The 18,343-nt window shown below is 70.9% G+C and carries 17 protein-coding genes and 1 pseudogene; 14 read left to right on the top strand and 4 right to left on the bottom strand.

Translation table 11 applies throughout. The features are described 5' to 3' along the window. Window positions 1-13: 13 nt before the first annotated feature. The 4 genes and pseudogenes from QSK35_RS03060 to QSK35_RS03045 all read left to right on the top strand — a co-directional run. Window positions 14-5,857 (top strand): annotated as a pseudogene (locus QSK35_RS03060) (type I polyketide synthase); the annotation flags it as partial. Window positions 5,858-6,155: 298 nt separating this feature from the next. Continuing rightward, entirely contained in the window at window positions 6,156-6,410 is a 255-nt protein-coding gene (locus QSK35_RS03055) for a hypothetical protein (protein WP_285741977.1), read from the top strand. A 16-nt stretch (window positions 6,411-6,426) separates the two neighbouring features. Beyond that, the gene (locus QSK35_RS03050; protein ID WP_285741976.1) at window positions 6,427-6,639 is read left to right on the top strand and encodes a hypothetical protein; all 213 of its coding nucleotides are present in this window, start codon (window positions 6,427-6,429) and stop codon (window positions 6,637-6,639) included. Between the two features lie 25 nt (window positions 6,640-6,664). After that, window positions 6,665-6,802, top strand: a complete 138-nt coding sequence (locus tag QSK35_RS03045; protein ID WP_285741974.1) for a hypothetical protein — start codon at window positions 6,665-6,667, stop codon at window positions 6,800-6,802. Between the two features lie 101 nt (window positions 6,803-6,903). Here QSK35_RS03045 and QSK35_RS03040 read toward each other — a convergent pair whose 3' ends face one another. After that, window positions 6,904-8,271 (bottom strand): KamA family radical SAM protein, encoded by a 1,368-nt coding sequence (locus tag QSK35_RS03040; protein ID WP_285741972.1) that lies wholly within the window; start codon window positions 8,269-8,271, stop codon window positions 6,904-6,906. Between the two features lie 108 nt (window positions 8,272-8,379). Between QSK35_RS03040 and QSK35_RS03035 the strand changes: the two genes are divergently transcribed. Both QSK35_RS03035 and QSK35_RS03030 read left to right on the top strand, forming a co-directional pair. Beyond that, a complete protein-coding gene (locus tag QSK35_RS03035; RefSeq protein WP_285741971.1) occupies window positions 8,380-8,841 on the top strand; it encodes an FxsA family protein in 462 nt (153 codons plus the stop codon). Further along, on the top strand, window positions 8,838-9,407 hold the full coding sequence (locus QSK35_RS03030; protein WP_285741969.1) for a GNAT family N-acetyltransferase: 570 nt from the start codon (window positions 8,838-8,840) through the stop codon (window positions 9,405-9,407). Before QSK35_RS03035 ends, QSK35_RS03030 begins: the two co-directional genes overlap by 4 nt. On the opposite strand, the gene QSK35_RS03025 is transcribed toward QSK35_RS03030, so the two are convergent. After that, the gene (locus QSK35_RS03025) at window positions 9,355-9,987 is read right to left on the bottom strand and encodes a PadR family transcriptional regulator (protein WP_285742462.1); all 633 of its coding nucleotides are present in this window, start codon (window positions 9,985-9,987) and stop codon (window positions 9,355-9,357) included. The genes QSK35_RS03030 and QSK35_RS03025 overlap by 53 nt on opposite strands. Window positions 9,988-10,055: 68 nt before the next feature. Here QSK35_RS03025 and QSK35_RS03020 point away from each other — a divergent pair, with 68 nt between their 5' ends. From QSK35_RS03020 to QSK35_RS03010, 3 genes are read left to right on the top strand one after another with little or no spacing between them, the layout of a single operon-like run. Beyond that, on the top strand, window positions 10,056-10,670 hold the full coding sequence (locus QSK35_RS03020; protein WP_285741967.1) for a GNAT family N-acetyltransferase: 615 nt from the start codon (window positions 10,056-10,058) through the stop codon (window positions 10,668-10,670). Continuing rightward, window positions 10,613-11,011 (top strand): cupin domain-containing protein, encoded by a 399-nt coding sequence (locus tag QSK35_RS03015; protein WP_285741965.1) that lies wholly within the window; start codon window positions 10,613-10,615, stop codon window positions 11,009-11,011. The genes QSK35_RS03020 and QSK35_RS03015 overlap by 58 nt, the downstream gene beginning before the upstream one ends. Beyond that, the gene (locus QSK35_RS03010) at window positions 11,008-11,487 is read left to right on the top strand and encodes a RidA family protein (RefSeq protein ID WP_285741964.1); all 480 of its coding nucleotides are present in this window, start codon (window positions 11,008-11,010) and stop codon (window positions 11,485-11,487) included. The genes QSK35_RS03015 and QSK35_RS03010 overlap by 4 nt, the downstream gene beginning before the upstream one ends. Here the strand turns inward: QSK35_RS03010 and QSK35_RS03005 are convergent. Next, window positions 11,484-12,434 (bottom strand): S-adenosylmethionine:tRNA ribosyltransferase-isomerase, encoded by a 951-nt coding sequence (locus QSK35_RS03005; protein WP_285741962.1) that lies wholly within the window; start codon window positions 12,432-12,434, stop codon window positions 11,484-11,486. The genes QSK35_RS03010 and QSK35_RS03005 overlap by 4 nt on opposite strands. Next, window positions 12,431-13,030, bottom strand: coding sequence for an SDR family NAD(P)-dependent oxidoreductase (locus tag QSK35_RS03000; RefSeq protein WP_285741960.1), 600 nt, complete (start codon window positions 13,028-13,030; stop codon window positions 12,431-12,433). Before QSK35_RS03000 ends, QSK35_RS03005 begins: the two co-directional genes overlap by 4 nt. Before the next feature lie 161 nt (window positions 13,031-13,191). Here QSK35_RS03000 and kdd point away from each other — a divergent pair, with 161 nt between their 5' ends. The 5 genes from kdd to QSK35_RS02975 all read left to right on the top strand — a co-directional run. Next, window positions 13,192-14,208 (top strand): L-erythro-3,5-diaminohexanoate dehydrogenase, encoded by a 1,017-nt coding sequence (gene kdd, locus QSK35_RS02995; RefSeq protein ID WP_285741958.1) that lies wholly within the window; start codon window positions 13,192-13,194, stop codon window positions 14,206-14,208. Window positions 14,209-14,255: 47 nt separating this feature from the next. Beyond that, a complete protein-coding gene (locus tag QSK35_RS02990; RefSeq protein ID WP_285742460.1) occupies window positions 14,256-15,737 on the top strand; it encodes an amidohydrolase in 1,482 nt (493 codons plus the stop codon). 2 nt (window positions 15,738-15,739) lie between these two features. Continuing rightward, window positions 15,740-17,305: a lysine 5,6-aminomutase subunit alpha gene (kamD, locus tag QSK35_RS02985; RefSeq protein WP_285741956.1), complete on the top strand. Its 1,566-nt coding sequence runs from the start codon at window positions 15,740-15,742 to the stop codon at window positions 17,303-17,305. Continuing rightward, a complete protein-coding gene (kamE, locus tag QSK35_RS02980; protein ID WP_285741954.1) occupies window positions 17,302-18,045 on the top strand; it encodes a lysine 5,6-aminomutase subunit beta in 744 nt (247 codons plus the stop codon). The genes kamD and kamE overlap by 4 nt, the downstream gene beginning before the upstream one ends. Beyond that, a partial coding sequence (locus QSK35_RS02975) for a hotdog domain-containing protein (RefSeq protein ID WP_285741952.1) occupies window positions 18,042-18,343 on the top strand: 302 nt, incomplete at its 3' end. The genes kamE and QSK35_RS02975, both read left to right, overlap by 4 nt.

The raw sequence follows: 18,343 nt of genomic DNA, 5'->3' as shown, positions 1-18,343 counted from the left end.
CGCCCAGGACCGGCTCGTCGAGGCCCTTCGCCACGCCCTCAAGGAGAACGAGCTGCTGCGGCAGCGCAACGCCGAGCTGCAGGCCGCCTCCGGACCGATCGCCATCGTCGGCATGGCGTGCCGGTTTCCCGGCGGCGTCCGGTCGCCGGAGGAGCTGTGGCGACTGCTGGTGGACGAGATCGACGTCATCGGCGACTTCCCGCGTGACCGCGGCTGGGACGTGGACCGGCTGTACAGCGCCGACCCGGCGGCACCGGGCCGGACGTATGCCCGCGGCGGTGGCTTCCTGCCCGACGCGGGCGCGTTCGACGCGGGCTTCTTCGGGATCTCGCCGCGTGAGGCGGTGGCGATGGACCCGCAGCATCGGCTGCTGCTGGAGACGTCCTGGGAGGCGGTCGAACGCGCGGGCGTGGACCCGGCTTCCCTGCGGGGCAGCCGGACCGGGGTGTTCGCCGGACTGAGCTACCAGAACTACGGGGCCGGGCTGCGCACCGTGCCCGCCGACCTGGAGGGCTATCTCGGCAACGGCAGCGCGGGCAGCATCGCGTCGGGCCGGATCGCCTACACACTGGGCCTCGAGGGACCGGCCGTCACGATCGACACGGCCTGCTCGTCCTCCCTCGTGGCCCTGCACCTGGCCGTGCAGTCGTTGCGGCAGAACGAATGCGACCTCGCACTCGCGGGCGGTGTCTCGGTGGCCGCCACCCCTACGCCGTTCGTCGAGATGGCCCGTCAGCGCGCACTGGCACCGGACGCCCGCTGCAAGCCGTTCGCCGCCGCCGCGGACGGCATCGGCCTGTCCGAAGGCGTGTGCGTGCTGGTGCTGGCACGTCTCGCGGACGCCGAGCGACTCGGCCGCCCGGTGCTCGCGGTCGTCCGCGGCTCGGCGGTGAACTCCGACGGCAGGTCCAACGGGCTGACCGCGCCGAACGGCCCCTCGCAGCAGCGGGTGATCCGCCAGGCGCTGGCGAACGCCGGGTTGTCCGCGTCCGATGTGGACGCTGTCGAGGCGCACGGCACCGGCACCACGCTGGGTGATCCGATCGAGGCGCAGGCGTTGCTCGCGACCTACGGTCAGGACCGTTCGGTTCCGTTGTGGTTGGGTTCGGCGAAGTCGAATCTCGGCCACACGCAGTTCGCCGCGGGCATCGCCGGGGTCATCAAGATGGTGCAGGCGATGCGGCACGGGCTGCTGCCGAAGACACTGCACGTCGACGAACCGTCGCCGAAGATCGACTGGTCGTCGGGCGCGGTGGAGCTGCTGACCGAGGCGCGGCCCTGGCCGGTCACCGGACGGCCGCGCCGGGCCGGCGTGTCGTCGTTCGGCATCAGCGGCACCAACGCGCACGTCGTGCTGGAGCAGGCGCCCGCCGTGGAGGCCGCGCCGTCCGGCGACCACGTGGCGCCGTGGGTGATCTCCGGACACGACGAAGCCTCGTTGCGCGCCCAGGCGGGCCGGCTGCTGGCTCACCTGAACACCCACGATCCGCACGTGCTGGACGTCGCGCACTCGCTGGCCACCACACGCTCGGCCTTCGGGCACCGCGCGGTCGTGGCCGGTCCCGATCGGGAGAGCCTGCTGCGGGGACTCGGCGCGCTGGCCGGCGGCCAGGCCGCCGCCGGGGTGACGCGCGGCAGCACGCGTCCGGCCGATGGCACGGTGTTCGTCTTTCCCGGCCAGGGGTCGCAGTGGGCCGGTATGGGTTTGGAGCTGTGGGATTCCAGCCCGGTGTTCGCCGCGAGCATGACCGAGTGCGCCGAGACGTTGCGGTCCTTTGTGGACTGGGAGTTGCGTGCGGTGCTGGCCGACGCGGCCGCGTTGGCACGGGTCGACGTGGTGCAGCCGGCGTTGTGGGCGGTGATGGTGTCGCTCGCCACGTCGTGGCGGTCGTGGGGTGTGGCGCCGTCCGCGGTGCTGGGGCATTCACAGGGGGAGATCGCGGCGGCGGTCGTCGCGGGAGCGCTGTCAACGGACGACGGCGCGCGGATCGTCGCGTTGCGGAGCCGGGCGTTGCGGGAGATCGCCGGTCGTGGCGGGATGGTGTCGGTGCCCCTGCCGGCGGAGGAGGTGCGGTTTCCCGGCGTGGAGGTGGCGGCGGTCAACGGCCCGTCGTCGACGGTGGTCGCCGGTGATCCAGCGGCGCTGGAGGAGGTTCTCGCCAGAGTCGATCGGGCGCGGCGGGTTCCGGTGGACTACGCGTCGCATTCGGTGCACGTGGAGGCGGTGCGGGAGCGGCTGCTGGCGGAGCTGTCGCCGGTCCGGCCGCGGCGGGCCGCCGTGCCGTTCTACTCCACTGTGGACTTGCGGTGGCTGGACGGTGCCGAGCTGACGGCGGAGTACTGGTACCGGAACCTGCGGCAGCCGGTGGAGTTCGAGAGCGCGGTCCGGTCGCTGGTCGCCGATGACCACCAGGCGTTCGTGGAGGTCAGCCCCCATCCGGTGCTGACCGCGGACGTGCAGGAGATCGCCGCCGACGCGGTCGTCGGCGGCACGCTGCGGCGCGACGACGGCGGCGCGGCCCGGTTGTCGGCCTCGGCGGCGGAACTGTGGGCCGGCGGGGTCGCCGTCGACTGGGGCGTCGTCACCGCGGGCGGTCGCCGCGTCGACCTGCCCACGTATGCCTTCCAGCACCGGCACTACTGGCTCGAAGGCTCGCCACGCGCCGACGACACCGTGGACGACTGGCGTTATCGAGTCTCCTGGGAGCCACTGCCGGAGCCGGCGCCGCTGCACCTGTCCGGCCGATGGCTCGTGGTGATCCCGGCGGGACACGGCGAGGACCCCTGGGTGCGAACGCTGGCCGAACTCGGTGACGTCACACTGGAACTGGCCGAGCCTTCCCGGGACGCGGTGGCCGCGCGGCTGCGGGACATGCCCGCCGTCACGGGCGTGCTGTCGTTGCTGGCGATCGCCGAAGCGGCGCATCCCGAGCTGCCCGCCGGTCTCGCGCTGACCCTCGCCTTCGCGCAGGGCATGATCGACGCGGAGCTCCGGGTTCCCCTGTGGTCGCTGACCCGCGACAGCGGGACCGCCCCGGCGCAGGCGGCGGTCTGGGGCCTGGGCCGGGTGATCGGTCTAGAGCATCCCGAACTGCTGAGCGGCTTGATCGACCTCCCTGCCGACCTCGACGACCTGGCCGTCCGCCGGTTGATCGGCGTGCTGGGCGGTACCGAGGACCAGGTCGCGGTGCGGACGGACGGCGTCTTCGCCCGGCGGCTGGTGCCCGCACCGGCGGCGCCGGGCCCGGCGTGGCGGCCCCGTGGCACGGTGCTGGTCACCGGAGCGACCGGCGCGGTCGGGCCGTACCTGGCGAGGTGGCTGGCCGAACACGGTGCCGAGCACCTGGTGCTGACCACCCGCGGCGGTTGTGACGCCCCCTGGATCGCCGAGCTGGGCATCCCGGTGACCGTGGAGACCTGCGACGTGGCCGACCGCGAGCAGATCGCCGCACTGGCCGAGCGAACGCCCGGCGTCACGGCCGTCGTGCACGCGGCGGCGCACATCTCGCTGGCCGCCGTCGCGGACACGACCTTGGCGGAGTTCGCGGACGTGGTCGCCGCCAAGGCGGCCGGGGCCGAGCACCTGGACGCGTTGTTCCCGTCGGTCGACGCCTTCGTGCTCTTCTCGTCGGTGGCGGGCGTCTGGGGCAGCGGTGATCACGGCGCCTACGCGGCGGCCAACGCCTTCCTCGACGCCGTCGCGGAACGGCGCAGGGCACGAGGACTCGCCGCGACCTCGATCGCCTGGGGCGTCTGGAACACTCCCGAACGGTGGCAGGGCGTGCCGGACCTCAAGGTCGGCAAGCAGGGCCTGCCCCTCATCGACCCCGGCCCGGCACTGGCCGCCATGGGCCAGGCCGTCGGCCGCGGCGAGACGTGCGTGACCGTCGCGGACGTGGACTGGGACCGGTTCATCCCGGTCTTCACCAGCGCGCGGGCGCATCCGCTGCTGGACCGCATGCGGCGTCCCGACACGCCGCCCACGCAACCGCGGTTGACCGAGAACGCCGTCGATCTGGTGCGCGAGCACGTCGCCGCCGTGCTCGGCCACGACTCGGCGGAGTCGATCCCGACCGGCCGGGCGCTGCGCGAGCTCGGGTTCGACTCGGTGACCTCTGTGGACCTGCGGAACCGGTTGAACGCCGCGACCGGGCTGCGGATGCCGTCCACGGTCGTCTTCGACCATCCCACGGTCGATGCGCTGGCCGCTCATCTGCGGGCCGAGCTCGCCGGTGATCCGGCCGCCGCGCCCGCGATCACCACGGCCGCCGGTGACGAGCCGATCGCCATCGTGGCCATGGGATGCCGGCTACCCGGCGGAATCGGCTCGCCGGACGACCTGTGGCAGGTGCTCGACGCCGGCGCGGACGTCATCTCCGGACTGCCCCGGCGACGGGGCTGGGATCTCGACGCGGGTGCGGGCGGGTTCCTGCACGAGGCGGACGAGTTCGATCCCGCACCGTTCGGAATCGGACCGGCTGAGGCGCTCGGCATGGACCCACAGCAACGGCTGCTGCTGGAGATCTGCTGGGAGACGTTCGAACGCGCGGGCATCGATCCGTTGTCACTGAAGGGAAGCCGGACGGGCGTGTACGTCGGCAGCCGCTATCAGGGCTACGGCGAGACCGCGCCCGACGAGGTCGGCCTCGGCGGGCTGATCAGCGTGCTGTCCGGCCGGATCTCCTACGTCTTCGGCCTGCAGGGCCCGGCCGTCACGGTCGACACGGCGTGTTCGTCTTCGATGGTGGCGCTGCACCTCGCCGCGCAGGCGCTGCGCCAGGGCGAGTGCACGCTCGCGTTGGCGGGCGGCGTCACCGTGATGGTCCGGCCCGACGAGCTTACGGGGCTGAGCCGGATGGGGGAGCTGGCCGCCGATGGCCGCTGCAAGGCCTTCGCCGCGTCCGCCGACGGCATGGGACTCGCCGAGGGCGCGAGCGTCGTACTGCTGGAGCGGCTGTCGGACGCCCGGCGCAACGGGCACCCGGTGCTCGCCGTCGTGCGGGGCACCGCGGTCAACTCCGACGGTGCCTCCAACGGGCTGACCGCGCCGAACGGCCTCGCGCAGCAACAGGTCATCAGCCAGGCGCTGGCCGCGGCGGGACTGCGTCCGTCCGAAGTGGACGTTGTCGAGGCGCACGGCACGGGAACGCCGCTGGGCGACCCGATCGAGGCGCGGGCACTGACCGGCGCCTACGGCCATGACCGCGACCATCCCCTGCTCGTCGGCACCGTGAAGTCGAACATCGGCCACACCCAGTCGGCGTCGGGCGTCACCGGCGTGATCAAGACGGTGCTGGCGATGCGGCACGGCGTGCTGCCCAGGACGCTGCACGCCGACGAGCCGTCCCCCGAGGTCGACTGGTCGGCGATCGAACTGCTGACGCGGGCGCGCCCCTGGCCCGAGACCGGGCGGCCGCGCCGGGCCGGCGTGTCCTCGTTCGGCATGAGCGGCACCAACGCACACGTCATCCTGGAGGCCGCGCCCGACTCGGCCGTTGCGGTCGAGCACGACGGCAGCGAGGTCGCGTGGCCGTTGTCCGCGTACGACGACAAGTCGCTGCGGGCACAGGCGGAACGGCTCGCCTCGTTCGTGCAGTTACGGAGCGACCTGAACCCACGGGACATCGGCTACACCCTGGCGACCGGGCGGGCCGCGCTCGAACGGCGAGCGGTGGTCGTGGCAGCCGATCGGGAGGGATTCGTGGCCGCGCTGAAGGCGTTGGCCGCGGGCGAGGACACCCCCGCGCATCCGTGGACGCGCGGGGAGACCTTCGACTGGCCGGCCGAGCTGGCCGGCGGCCGGCGGGTCGAGCTGCCGACCTATGCGTTCCAGCGGGAGCGCTATTGGTTGGCGTGAACCGGTGCCGGATGCGAGTCACCTGGCGCCGCCGGCCGTCCGGTGAGCCGAAGATCGGCTCAGCTGTCGTGTGCGGGAGTGAACCGTTCGCCGGGGCACAGCGCGCAGTCGGTGCCGCGGCGGTAGTGCGAGTGCGCGCGGTAGTCGTGCCGGCACGTGCATCGCCGCTGGTCGGAGCGGCGGAACCAACGCCACCGAAGGACCGTTCGCGTTCCTCTGCGCAGAGTGTGTCCGGCGTACTTCTTTACCGGGTTGTCTCGTTGTACACAGTGGACTGGGCAGAGGACGGAGGGCTGCCGTGACCGAGTGGACGAGCTTCGACGTACACGGCCTGGTGTCGGTCCAGGTCAGCCGGGCCGCTCCCGCCGAACCGCAGCTGCGCCTGATGCTCGCCCTGTTCGAAGTCGGCCGGTCCGACGTCACACCGGTCGTCACGGTCACGGGCAGGCCGGTCTCGCCGGCCGCCGCGGCGTACGCCGAGACCGCCTACCGGTACGACACGGGCGATGTCCACCTGCCGTGGGCCACCGTCACGCGGACCGGCCACGGGTGACGGGTCTCGGGCCGGGGTGGGCAAGACCAGCACGGTCGCCAGGCCGATGCGCATGCCGGGCGTGCGGTTCATGGGCGACGACTGGGCGTTCGTCTCATCATCGGGTGAGTTGCCGAGCCGGCCGAAGCCGCTGTTTCTCAAGGCACACCACCGGGCGCTGTATCCGCAGGTGTTCCGGACACTGCGCAAACCGCTGGTGCCAGGTCGGCTGACCCCGCCCGGTCGGTGAGGTCGCGACCGCGGTGCATCCGCTGGTGGCACGGTATCCGCGGTTGGCGGCCATCACCCGCCGATGGTCCCCCGAGCACCACATCGTCCAGGCTGACCACGTGTTCCACGACCGGATCACGGCACGGGTTCCGTTGGCGGGACTGGCGTTCGTGGAGCGGTGACTACTTCTCCGGCAAGGCCGATGTGCTGGCGGCCGCGGTACACGCGTCATGCGAAACGGCCTGTCGCGGAACATGTCCCGCGACAGGCCGTTTCGGCCGATCTAGCCCTGGTCGGCCCACCAGTTCTGACCGGTCTCACTCAGGGTGGAGATCGGGTCGTAGTAGGGGTACTGGCGGTCCAAGGCTTCCGGGTCCTCGAGCTCAATCCCGGTCCGGTAGTTCTTGGTCCAATAGGAGATCCCGAGCTCACGGTCGTACGACGCGAGCTGGTGCACCCACCGCTTACCGACGTACGGCACGTCGCACACGATGCGCGGCGTCGCGTACCCAGGCAGGTAGCCCATGATCGCGTGCTGCAGCTCCTGCGCCTCCCACACCGCGACCCGCCAGTGCTCGGCGTTGGGGATCATGTCGCACATGTAGAAGTAGTAGGGGAGGATGTTCGCTTCCCCTTGCAGCGCAAAGCAAAGGTCGAGCAGGTCGTCCGCCGTGGCGTTGACGCCCTTCATCAGCACGCCCTGGTTGCGCACGTCGCGGACGCCGACCTCCAGCGCGGTGCGCGCGGCCTCGGCCACCAGCGGGGTGACGGACTGGGCGTGGTTGACGTGCGTGTGGATCGCGAGGTTCACGCCACGCCGGGAAGCGGTGCGGGCGACGCGCTCCATGCCCTCGACGACGCGCGGCTGCAGCCAGTGCTGCGGCATGCCGGCCAGCGCCTTGGTGGCCAGGCGGACGTCGCGCACGGTGTCGATGTCCAGCAACCGCATCAGGAACGACTCCAGTTGCGGCCACGGCACGTTCGCCACGTCACCGCCGGAGACGACCACGTCGCGGACACCCGGCGTGCGCTTCAGGTAGTCGATCATCGCGTCCTGGCGGTCGACCGGCTTCAGCGACAGCTTGTGCTTGTCGATCAACGGGGTCGAGTTGCCGACCAGGTCCATGCGGGTGCAGTGACCGCAGTACTGCGGGCAGGTCGAGATCATCTCGGCCAGCACCTTGGTGGGGTAGCGGTGGGTCAACCCCTCGACGACCCACATCTCGGCCTCGTGCAGCGAGTCGCGCTGGGAGTGCGGGTGCGACGGCCAGCGCGGGTCGCGGTCCGACGCGACCGGCAGCATGTACTTGCGGATCGGGTCCGCGAGGAACGCCTCCGTGGAGTCGACGTTCATCGTGTTCATCATCTGCGGCGGGATCAGCATCGACATCGTCGCGAGCTGCTGCTGGTCGCGCTCGAGGTCTTCGTAGAACGACTCGTCGAGCAGGTCGCCCATCAGCTTGCGGAGCTGCCGCATGTTCTTGACGCAGTTGACGCGCTGCCACTGGGCGTCGCGCCACTGCGCCTCGGTGACGTCCCGCCAGCCGGGGAACCGGCGCCAGTCGGGTTCGACCAGCTCGCGGCGGACGTACTCGTACGGCTGGCGGTCCAGCCGCTCCAGCGCGGGTGCGACGTCATGCAGCGCAGTCATCCGTACTCCCTGGCGTCGTGGTTGCGTAAAGATATGTTGTCACATCGTCAGTTCGCCGTAAATATTTCTGACCGGGAGCATACGACGGTCACTGTGCGTTGAACGGGCATGCCCGTTTTCGTGCTCCTGCTCGCCGGTGTCGTCGCCGAGATCGCCGTGCTCATCGCCGTCGGCCAGGCCATCGGCCTGGGCTCGACGCTCCTGTTGCTGATCCTCGGCACCGTCATCGGCGTCGCGCTGTTGCGCCGCGAGGGTTCGCGCACGCTGCTGGCGTTCACCGACGCCCTGCGCACGCGCCGCGTGCCGCATCAGGAGGTGGCCGACGGCGTGCTGATCGCCGCCGCGGGCGCTTTGATCATGGTGCCGGGCTTCATCAGCGACGTGGCCGCGCTGTTCCTGCTGTTTCCGCCCACCCGCCGCCTGGTCAGCCGCCGGATGGCCGCGCGCGCCGAGGCTCAGGCGCTGCGGTTCGAGCACGAGCGCCGGTTCGGTGCGACGCCGGGTGTCGTGGACGGCGAGGTGGTCGCCGGGGAGCCGGTGATCATCGAGCACCCGCGTCAGCTGCCTTGATCCGTCCCTACCGTCCGGACGATCTCGACGCGCTGTACGAGATCTGCCTGCACACGGGCAACGGTGGGCGCGGCGCCGCGCACGAGTTCGACGACCCCCGGTTGCTCGGCCACGCCTTCGCGGCGCCCTACGCCGCGTTGCACCCGGAGCTCGCGTTCGTGAGCGCGGACGGCGAAGGTGTCAGCGGCTACGTCCTCGGTGCCCTCGACACGACGGCGTTCGAAGATCGGCTCGAACGCGAGTGGTGGCCCGCCGCCCGCGAGCGGTATCCGTTGAGCGACAACAGGGTCGTCCAGCACATCCACTCTCCGCCGCGCACGGACCCGGCGCTGGTCGAGCGCTTCCCGTCGCATCTGCACGTCAACCTGCTCGCCCGCACCCGCGGGCTGGGGCTGGGCGGGGCGCTGGTCGACACGCTGCTGGAAGCGTTGCAGGACCACGGTTCGCGCGGCGTGCACCTGTTCGTGCGGCACCACAACGTGCACGCGATCGGCTTCTACCGCCACCTGGGCTTCACCGAGGTCGACGAGACCCCGGAGAAGCTGGCGTTCGGGATGCCTCTCTAGCGGCCTCCTCGAGCGGACCGGCCGGCGGCTGGGTGCTGGTGTCCGGCCACGCCGCCACGACCCCCTCGGCCCACTCCGCCCAGCGCAGCACGGCCTCCGCCTGCTGCCACATGAACGCGAAGACCAGCGAGTTGACGTGCAGCCGGTCCGGGAACGGGCCGCCCGTCTCCACCAGGTCGGCCGCGAGCTCGGCGTGGTGGAGACGCGTGGACTCCGCGTCCGCGCGGATCGTCGCCAGCGTGGCGAGCAACTGTTCCTTGGTGCCCTGCTCGGCGAAGAGGACCTTGACCAGCCCGTCGAACTCGACCAGCGGCGTGCTGCCGGGCGTGGCCAGCCACTCGCGCAGCGCTTCGCGGCCGGCGTCGGTGATCTCGTAGACGGTGCGCGGCCGGCGGCCGACGTCCTCCCGCGTGGCCGTGGCGAGTCCGAGCGCGACGAGCTTCTTCGGCTCCTCGTAGAGGTGGCTCTCGGCGCGCGGCCAGTAGTACCGGATGCTGCGCCGCATCTGCTGCGCCAGTTCGTACGTCGACCAGCGGCGCAGTGCGAGCAGGCCCAGAATCACGTAGCTGGTCGTAGTCATCTTGCGCACTTGACGAATACTCCCAACCGGAGGAAAAATTTACTCCAGTTGGGAGTATAGGAGTCGTCATGGACTCTCGACAATCGCAGGTTCGCGACGCTCGGCCGGACGAGTCGGCCGCCGTCGCCGCGCTGCTCGCCAGCGTCTACGGGGCGTTTCGCGCGCGGTTCCCCGCGGACGCCTGGGAGCGGTACCTGGGCGAGATCGTCGACGTCGAAAGCCGGCTCGCCGACTCCGAACTGATCGTGGCCGACCACGACGGCGAGCTCGTCGGAACGGTCGGCTTCTATCCCGAGGCGACCCGCTCGGCGCTGGAGCACTGGCCGGAGAACTGGGCGTCGATCAGGGCGCTCGCCGTGCGTGCCGACGCGCGCGGGCTGGGCATCGGGACGGCGCTCGGCGCGGAGTGCGTGCGCCGGGCCAAGGAGTGCGGTGCACGGGCGATCGGCCTGCACACCGCGTCCTTCATGACCGCCGCCACCCGGCTGTACGAAGGTCTCGGCTTCCGCCGCAGGCCGGGTGACGACATCGAGATCGGCGAGATGTTCACCGGCCGGCCGCTGCCCGCGGAGTTCTCCTGGCAGGCGCAGGCGTACTGGCTGGACCTGGCGAAGGAGCGATCGTCATGGACAAGTGCGTGCTCATCCGTTCCGGCACGGGGGCTCCCGGCTCGACCGGCGTGACCTACGCGCCCGGCGTCTCGGCGGACAGCGCCGGCGCCCGCGGGCTCTGCCTGGAGCTCGCGACCCTGCCGCCGGGCGCCCGCGCCAAGGCCCACCTGCACGCCGGGCACGAGTCCGCCGCGTACGTGCTGAGCGGCGAGCTGACCCTGTGGTTCGGCGAACACCTGGAGGACTGCGTCGTCGCGCGGGCGGGCGACTTCCTCTACATCCCGGCCGGTGTGCCGCACCGGCCCGCCAACGCGAGCGAGACCGAGCCCGCGGTCGCCGTTCTCGCGCGAACCGACCCCAACGAGCAGGAGAGCGCCGTTCCCCTTCCCGAACTCGAGGAGCGCACACCATGAAGATCGAAGCCAAACTGGACGAGATGGGCCTGCGCCTGCCCGAACCCCTTCAGCCGCCGCCCGGCGTCGTGCTGCCGTTCGAGTGGGTGCGGGTGCGCGGCAACCGCGCCTACATCTCCGGGCACGTGCCACAGAACGACGACGGCACGCTCGCCGAGCCGCTGGGCAAGGTGGACACCGACGTCACGGTGGAGCAGGGCTACCAGGCCGCCCGGCTCGTCGCGCTGGCCCACCTCGCCAGCCTGAAGCGCGCGCTCGGCGACCTGGACCGGGTCACCGCCTGGTTGCGAGTCTTCGCGATGGTCAACGTCTCCCCAGGGTTCAACCAGACGCCGAGGGTCACCAACGGCTACTCCGACCTGATCCTCGAGCTGTACGGACCCGAGATCGGCGCGCACGCCCGGTCGTCGATCGGCATGGCGATCCCGCTCAACGCCCCGGTCAACTGCGAGGCCGAGGTCGAGATCTCCGGCTAGGGCAGCAACAGCATCGAGTCCCCGAACTCGTGCCACAGATAGCGTTCCCGCACCGCCTCCTCGTACGCGGCCTTGACGAGATCGGTGCCCGCCACGGCCTCGAGCAGCGCCAGGTGTGACGCCTCCGGCGCGTGCAGCCCGGTGATCAGCCCGGTCACCAGCTGCGCGGGCCGGTCCGGGCCCAGCACGAGGTTCGTCCACCCGGACAAGCCGTCGTCCACAGTGGACTCCAGCGCGCGCACCACCGTCGTGCCCACCGCCACCACCCGGCCGCCGGTCAGCCGCGCGTGCTCGACCAGCCGGATCGTCGGCAACGGCACGTCGTACCGCTCGGGCATCGGGGGCTCGTTCTGCTCCGGCGACGACACACCGGTGTGCAGCGTCAGCGGCGCGATCGTGACCCCGCGCGCCATCAACCTGGTGAGGAGCCTCGTCGTGAACGGCCGCCCGGCGCTCGGCATCTCGGCGCTGCCCGGCTCGGCCGCGTACACGGTCTGGTACTCCGCCAGCGGGTAGGAGCCGGTCACGTACGAGTACCTGATCGGCCGCCCGAACGCGGTGAGGTACGTCTTCACCGGCACGTCCGGCGTCACCACGGCCCGCCAAAGGCGCGGCGACCCGAGGTAGTGCTCCTCGAGTGTCAGGAAGTACCCGCCGGGCAACGGGACGACCTCGCCGGGTGTTCGCGACAGGTCCGGCCCGTCCGGCAGCCGCGGCTCGACCACCCACGACCCGTCGTCCAGCCACGTCGACACATGCACGTGTCCAACGGCGGCGGGCAACGTCGCACTGGTGTTGACGACGAGCAGGTCGCCGGGCTCGAGCGGCAGGTTTCGGAACCTGTGGTGAGAGATGCCTGCCGGGCGTGCCACCAGCAGCCGGACCGAGTCCCGTGGCTTGGCGGGAGCGATCGCCTCACTGCCCGCGGGCAGCGCGAACGTGATCACGTGTACCTGCCGCTCGGCCTGCCCGACTCGATCAACTCGATGAGCCGCGGCACCACGGACTCCGGTTCCGGCCGGTCGCTGATGTCCTCACCGGGGAACGCCTGCTGGTGCAGGTCGGTGTTCATGTCGCCGGGATCGAACGAGTACAGCTTCCGGTCAGGGTGCTCGACCGCGAGCACCGCGGTGAGGTGATCCAGCGCCGCCTTCGCCGACCCGTACCCGCCCCACCCCTCGTAGGCCTCGACCGCCGCGTCCGACGAGACGTTGACGACGACATCGGCCGGGATCAGCTGGATCAACGCCAGCGGCGCCACCGTGTTCACCTCGTAGACGTGGCGGAACTCGTCGAGCGGGTACTTCTCCAGGGACGACAGGCCTGGCCCGAGCACGGACGCATTGTTGACGAGCAGGTCGAACGGGCCGGCGGCGGCGAGCGCCTCGCGGTGGCCGGGATCGGCGACGTCTCCCACGACGAGGCCGGGCACGTCGGCCTCGTGACGTGCGTCGACGACGACCCGCCACCCCCGTCGTCGCAGTTCGTCGGCGAGCGCGCGGCCCAGGCCGCGGGTCCCGCCGGTGATCAGTGCGGACTTCATGCACCCATCGTCAAACCTCCAGATAACTGGAGGTCAAGGGCTGCCGGACTCCACGCTGTCCGGTTGCACCGGTGAATGCTATCGAGGGGGAGGCTTGCGGGATCTTGCCGCTTCACGTGAAGATATTGTTGTCATCTTGACGTCGACCGAAGGATTTTCAGGTGAGCGCGTACGGTCTGCACCGTGTCCTCGAACCAGCGGGTGTGCTGCCTCAGCAGGCCTGGCGGCTCGACGCGGACCCCGCGCCGCACGCCGACGAGGTGATCGTCTCCGTCGAGCGCCTCAACCTGGACGCGGCGTCGTTCCGGCAGCTCAGGGAGGAGCACGGCACCGGCGACAAGATCCGCCAGGCCGTCCTCGACATCGTCGCCGAGCGCGGCAAGATGCAGAACCCGGTCACCGGATCCGGCGGCATGCTGCTCGGGACCGTGCTGGAGGTCGGGCCCGAGTCGAAGCTCGGGCTGAACGCCGGTGACCGCATCGCGACGCTCGTCAGCCTCACGCTGACGCCGCTGAAGATCACCGACGGGCTGCAGGACTGGGACGGCACCGACGAGCAGGTGCCCTGCCGCGGTACGGCCGTCCTGTTCGGACGGTCGATCGCCGCCAAGCTGCCCGGCGACATGCCCGACGAGCTGGCGCTCAGCGTCCTCGACGTGTGCGGCGCGCCCGCGCTCACCGAGCGGGTCGTGCGGGAGAAGAACGCCTCGCGCGTCCTGGTCCTGGGTGGTGGCGGCAAGTCCGGCAGCCTCTCGCTGGCGGCCGCGCGGCAGGCCGGCGCGAAGGAGCTCGTCGCGCTCGTGCCGACCGAGAGGGAAGCCCAGAGCGTCAAGAACGCGGGCCTCGCCGACGAGGTCGTGATCGCGGACGCACGCAACCCCGTCGCGGTCGCGGAGGCCGTCGGCAGGCAGGCCGACGTCACGGTCGTGTGCGTCGACGTGCCCGGTTGTGAGCACGGGGCGATCCTCGCCACGGCCGACGGCGGGACCGTGATCTTCTTCTCGATGGCGACGAGCTTCAGCGCCGCCGCCTTGGGAGCGGAGGGTCTGGCCGCCGACGTGGAGATGCTGGTCGGCAACGGGTACGTGCCCGGACACGCCGAGCTCGCGCTCGAACTGCTTCGCACGCAGCCGGGTGTGCGGGCGTTGTTCGAGCACCGGCAGACTGCAACACCGTGACTACTTTGTTGATCGGCGGCCGCATCTACGCGCCGGATGCGACGGCCATGGCCGTGACCGACGGCATGATCGTCTGGATCGGCCAGGACGAGGTCGGGCGCAGGCTCCACCCGGACGCCGAGATCGTCGAGCTGAACGGGGCGTTCGTCGCGCCCGCGTTCGTCGACGCACACGTGCACGCGACCAGCGCCGGGCTGCTGCTCACCGGGCTCGACCTCACCAAGACGGAGTCGAAGGCCGAACTGCTCAACGAGATCGCGAACGCCGATGGCCCGCTCGTCTGGGGCCACGGCTGGGACGAGACACGCTGGCCCGACGACGCACCGACGCGCGCCGAGATCGACGCCGCGGCGGGAGACAAGCTCGTCTACCTCAGCCGGATCGACGTGCACTCGGCGTTGGTCAGCAGCAACCTGGTCACCGACGATGCGCGTAAAGCGAAGGGCTGGGACGACCAGGGCCCGCTCAGCCAGGACGCGCACCACCACGTGCGGGCCAAGGCGAAGGCGGCGATCACACCCGACCAGCGGCGCAAGGCCCAGGCCGCGTTCCTCGAGTACGCCGCGAGCAAGGGGATCGCGAGCGTCCACGAGTGCGCGGGCCCGGACATCTCCGGCGTGGACGATCTGGCCGATCTCCTGGCCTTCGAGAACGGCCCCGAGGTGGTCGCGTACTGGGGCGGGCACGACGTGATCGGCCTGCCGATCCGCGGCCTGGCCGGTGACCACTTCGTCGACGGCGCGATCGGCTCGCGCACGGCCGCGCTGACCGAGCCCTACGCGGACCAGGACACGACCGGCGCGCTGTACCTGAACGCCAGCCAGATCGCCGAACACCTGGTCAAGTGCACGGAACTCAACCTCCAGGCCGGGTTCCACGTCATCGGCGACGCCGCCATGGCCGCCGTGGTCGAAGGCTTCGAACAGGCCGAGAAGATCCTCGGCACACCCGCGCTGGCCAGTGCACGGCACCGGCTCGAACACGTCGAGATGATCACCGCCGAGCAGGCCGCGAAACTGGCCGGGTGGGGCGTCATCGCGTCCGTGCAGCCGTTGTTCGATGCCGAGTGGGGCGGGCCGGACGGCATGTACGCGCAGCGCCTCGGCAAGGAACGCGGAGTGGGGCTCAATCCCTTTTCTCGCCTGGCGGCCGCGGGCGTCGTGCTGGCGTTCGGCTCGGACACGCCGGTGTGCGCGATCGACCCGTGGGCCACGGTGAAGGCCGCGGTGCACCACCAGACCGACGGGTTCGGCATCTCGCCGCGCGCGGCGTTCGTCGCGCACACGCGCGGCGGCTGGCGCGCCGCCGGTGTCGACGACGGCCTGACCGGCACGCTGCAACCGGGCGCGCCGGCCACCTACGCCGTGTGGGAGATCGGTGACCTCGTGGTCGCGGCGAGCGACTCGCGCGTGCAGCGCTGGTCGACCGACCCGCGTTCCGGGGTGCCCGGACTGCCCGACCTGACCGGACCTCTGCCCACCTGCTTGCGGACCGTCCTCAACGGACGGACGATCTACGAGAGGAAGTGACAATGGCGTTGCTCGACCTCGATCCGAAGGTGGTCGCCACCGCGCGGAAACTGGCCGCGCGGGCGGCCGAACCCGTGGTGTCGATCGCGAAGGCGCACACCACGGTCGCGGTCGAGCGCGCCACGCTCCGGCTCGCCGGCATCACCGGCGCCGACTCGACGCACCGCGCCGGCGACGTGCCGTGGGTGAACCGCGTGATCGACACCGTGCGCGAGCAGTGCGGTCTCGAACACGGCGTCTCGCTGCCCGCGTTCCACGCGTTGCGCGAGAACAACATCGCGACGCTGACCGAGCTGGCCGAGGCCACCGCGGCGGGTCAGATCAAGTTCACGGTCCCGCAAGGAAAGGACCGTGACCGGGCGGCGAAGGCGGCTCGGACCGCGGTCGCGAAGGGCATCCGGACGATCGACCGGAACAAGGCCCAGCGCGAGAAACTCGTCACGAAGCTCGGCGATCCGCCGCAGCGGCCGTGGATCTACCTGATCGTCGCGACCGGCGACATCGACGAGGACGTCGTGCAGGCGCAGAACGCGGCCCGCGCGGGCGCGGACATCATCGCGGTGATCCGCTCGACCGGGCAGTCGCTGCTCGACTACGTGCCCGAGGGCGCGACGCACCACGGGTTCGCCGGAACCTATGCCACGCAGGAGAACTTCCGCATCATGCGGGCCGCGCTGGACGACGTGTCGAAGGAGGTCGGCCGGTACGTGCGGCTGACCAACTACGCGTCGGGCCTGTGCATGCCCGAGATCGCGGTGCTGGCCGGGTTGCAGCGGCTCGACATGATGTTGAACGACTCGATGTACGGCATCCTCTTCCGCGACATCAACCCGATCCGCACGTTCGTCGACCAGCGGTTCTCGCGCCAGGTCCACGCCCGCGCGGGCATCATCATCAACACCGGTGAGGACAACTACCTCACCACCGCGGACGCGGTCGACGCCGCGCACACCGTCACGGTGTCGCAGCTGCTCAACGAGCACTTCGCGCACGAGGCGGGCCTGCCCGACGAGCTGCTCGGTCTCGGCCACGCGTTCGAGATCAACCCGAAGGTGCCGGACTCGTTCCGCCTGGAGCTCGCCCACGCGCTGCTGGCGCGGGAGCTGTTCCCGGACGCGCCGCTGAAGTGGATGCCGCCGACCAAGCACATGACCGGCGACGTCTTCAACGGTTACCTGCTGGACGGTTTCTTCAACCTCTGCGGTGTCCTGACCGGACAGTCGATCCTGCTGGTCGGAATGATGACCGAGGCGGTCGTGACGCCGTTCCTGTCCGACCGCGACCTGGCGCTGGCCAACGTCCGGTACGTGCTCAACGCCGCGGGCAACCTGGCCGAGGACTTCCGCCCGGCACCGGACGGCCTCATCGTCAAGCGCGCGCACCAGGTGCTCGGCGAGGCGGTCGACCTCCTGGAGCGCATCGTCGACGACGGCCTGCTCAACGCCATCGCGGACGGCACGTTCGGCCTGATGAAGCGCCCGGCGGACATGGGCAAGGGCGCGGACGGCGTGGTCGAGAAGGCGCCGGAGTACTACAACCCGGCTAGCGAGCTGCTGGAGGGCATGTGAGTCGCTATGTGCGGCCGTACGGTGACACCACCGGCGACGGCATGATCCAGACGTCGTTCACGCTGCCGGTCCCGTTCGGCCCGAAGGCGGACGGCGCGGCGCTCCAGCTGGCGCAGAAGATGGGCATGGATCCGGCGATGGTCGTGCACTCGCACGCCATCGGCGCGGACTTCACGTTCTTCGTCGTCTACGGCAGCGTCAAGCACATCGTCGACCTGGACGACGTTCGGGTGGTCGAGCGGGAGTACCCGCTGCTCTCACCGTCCGAAGTGAACACGACGCTCAAGAAGCTGTTGCGCCGCAAGCTGGTCGTGGTCGGTGGTTGCATCGGCACCGACGCGCACACCGTGGGTATCGACGCGATCCTCAACATCAAGGGCTTCGCCGGTGAGAAGGGCCTGGAGTACTACCGCGAGCTGAAGGTCGTGAACCTCGGTGCGCAGGTCTCGGTGCCCGAGCTCGTACGGCGCGCCCGCCACGAGAAGGCCGACGCGGTGCTCGTGTCGCAGGTCGTCACGCAACGGGACGCGCACATCCTGAACACGCAGGAGATGTCCGCCGCGTTCCGCGAGGCGATGGGCGACCGGCGGCCCCTGCTGGTGGCGGGTGGCCCGCGGTTCGACCCGCTGATGGCCGGTGAGCTCGGCGTGGACCGGGTGTTCAGCCGCGGCACCACGCCCGGTGAGGTGGCTTCGTATCTCGTGCACGCGGTCAAGGAGAAGAAGGGTGTCGCGGCGTGAACCTGTATGAGGGCTTTTCGGTGACGCACCGCCGGTACGTCCCGCACTCGCACGCCCACTACGGCGGCAACCTGGTCGACGGCGCGTACGGGCTCGGCATGTTCGGTGACGTGGCGACCGAGCTGCTCATCCAGACCGACGCCGACGAAGGCCTGTTCGCGGGCTACGACAAGGTCGAGTTCCTGGCACCGATCCAGGCCGGTGACGTGATCGAGGCGACCGCGACGCTGGCCCGTGTCGGCAACCGGTCGCGCACGATCGACTTCGAGGCCCGCGTCGTGTGCCGCAGCGCCCCGGG

The sequence above is a fragment of the Lentzea sp. NBRC 105346 genome (assembly GCF_030269605.1).
In the GTDB taxonomy this organism is placed as follows: Bacteria; Actinomycetota; Actinomycetes; order Mycobacteriales; family Pseudonocardiaceae; genus Lentzea.
This window is presented reverse-complemented; position numbering and strand designations above follow the sequence as displayed.

What these genes read in the sequence shown, in the direction of transcription:
- QSK35_RS03040 (WP_285741972.1), bottom strand. Translation starts at nt 8,271, where the DNA reads ATGACTGCGCTGCATGACGTCGCACCCGCGCTGGAGCGGCTGGACCGC.
- QSK35_RS03035 (WP_285741971.1), top strand. Translation starts at nt 8,380, where the DNA reads ATGCCCGTTTTCGTGCTCCTGCTCGCCGGTGTCGTCGCCGAGATCGCC.
- QSK35_RS03025 (WP_285742462.1), bottom strand. Translation starts at nt 9,987, where the DNA reads ATGACTACGACCAGCTACGTGATTCTGGGCCTGCTCGCACTGCGCCGC.
- QSK35_RS03020 (WP_285741967.1), top strand. Translation starts at nt 10,056, where the DNA reads ATGGACTCTCGACAATCGCAGGTTCGCGACGCTCGGCCGGACGAGTCG.
- QSK35_RS03015 (WP_285741965.1), top strand. Translation starts at nt 10,613, where the DNA reads ATGGACAAGTGCGTGCTCATCCGTTCCGGCACGGGGGCTCCCGGCTCG.
- QSK35_RS03010 (WP_285741964.1), top strand. Translation starts at nt 11,008, where the DNA reads ATGAAGATCGAAGCCAAACTGGACGAGATGGGCCTGCGCCTGCCCGAA.
- QSK35_RS03000 (WP_285741960.1), bottom strand. Translation starts at nt 13,030, where the DNA reads ATGAAGTCCGCACTGATCACCGGCGGGACCCGCGGCCTGGGCCGCGCG.
- QSK35_RS02990 (WP_285742460.1), top strand. Translation starts at nt 14,256, where the DNA reads ATGGCCGTGACCGACGGCATGATCGTCTGGATCGGCCAGGACGAGGTC.
- kamD (WP_285741956.1), top strand. Translation starts at nt 15,740, where the DNA reads ATGGCGTTGCTCGACCTCGATCCGAAGGTGGTCGCCACCGCGCGGAAA.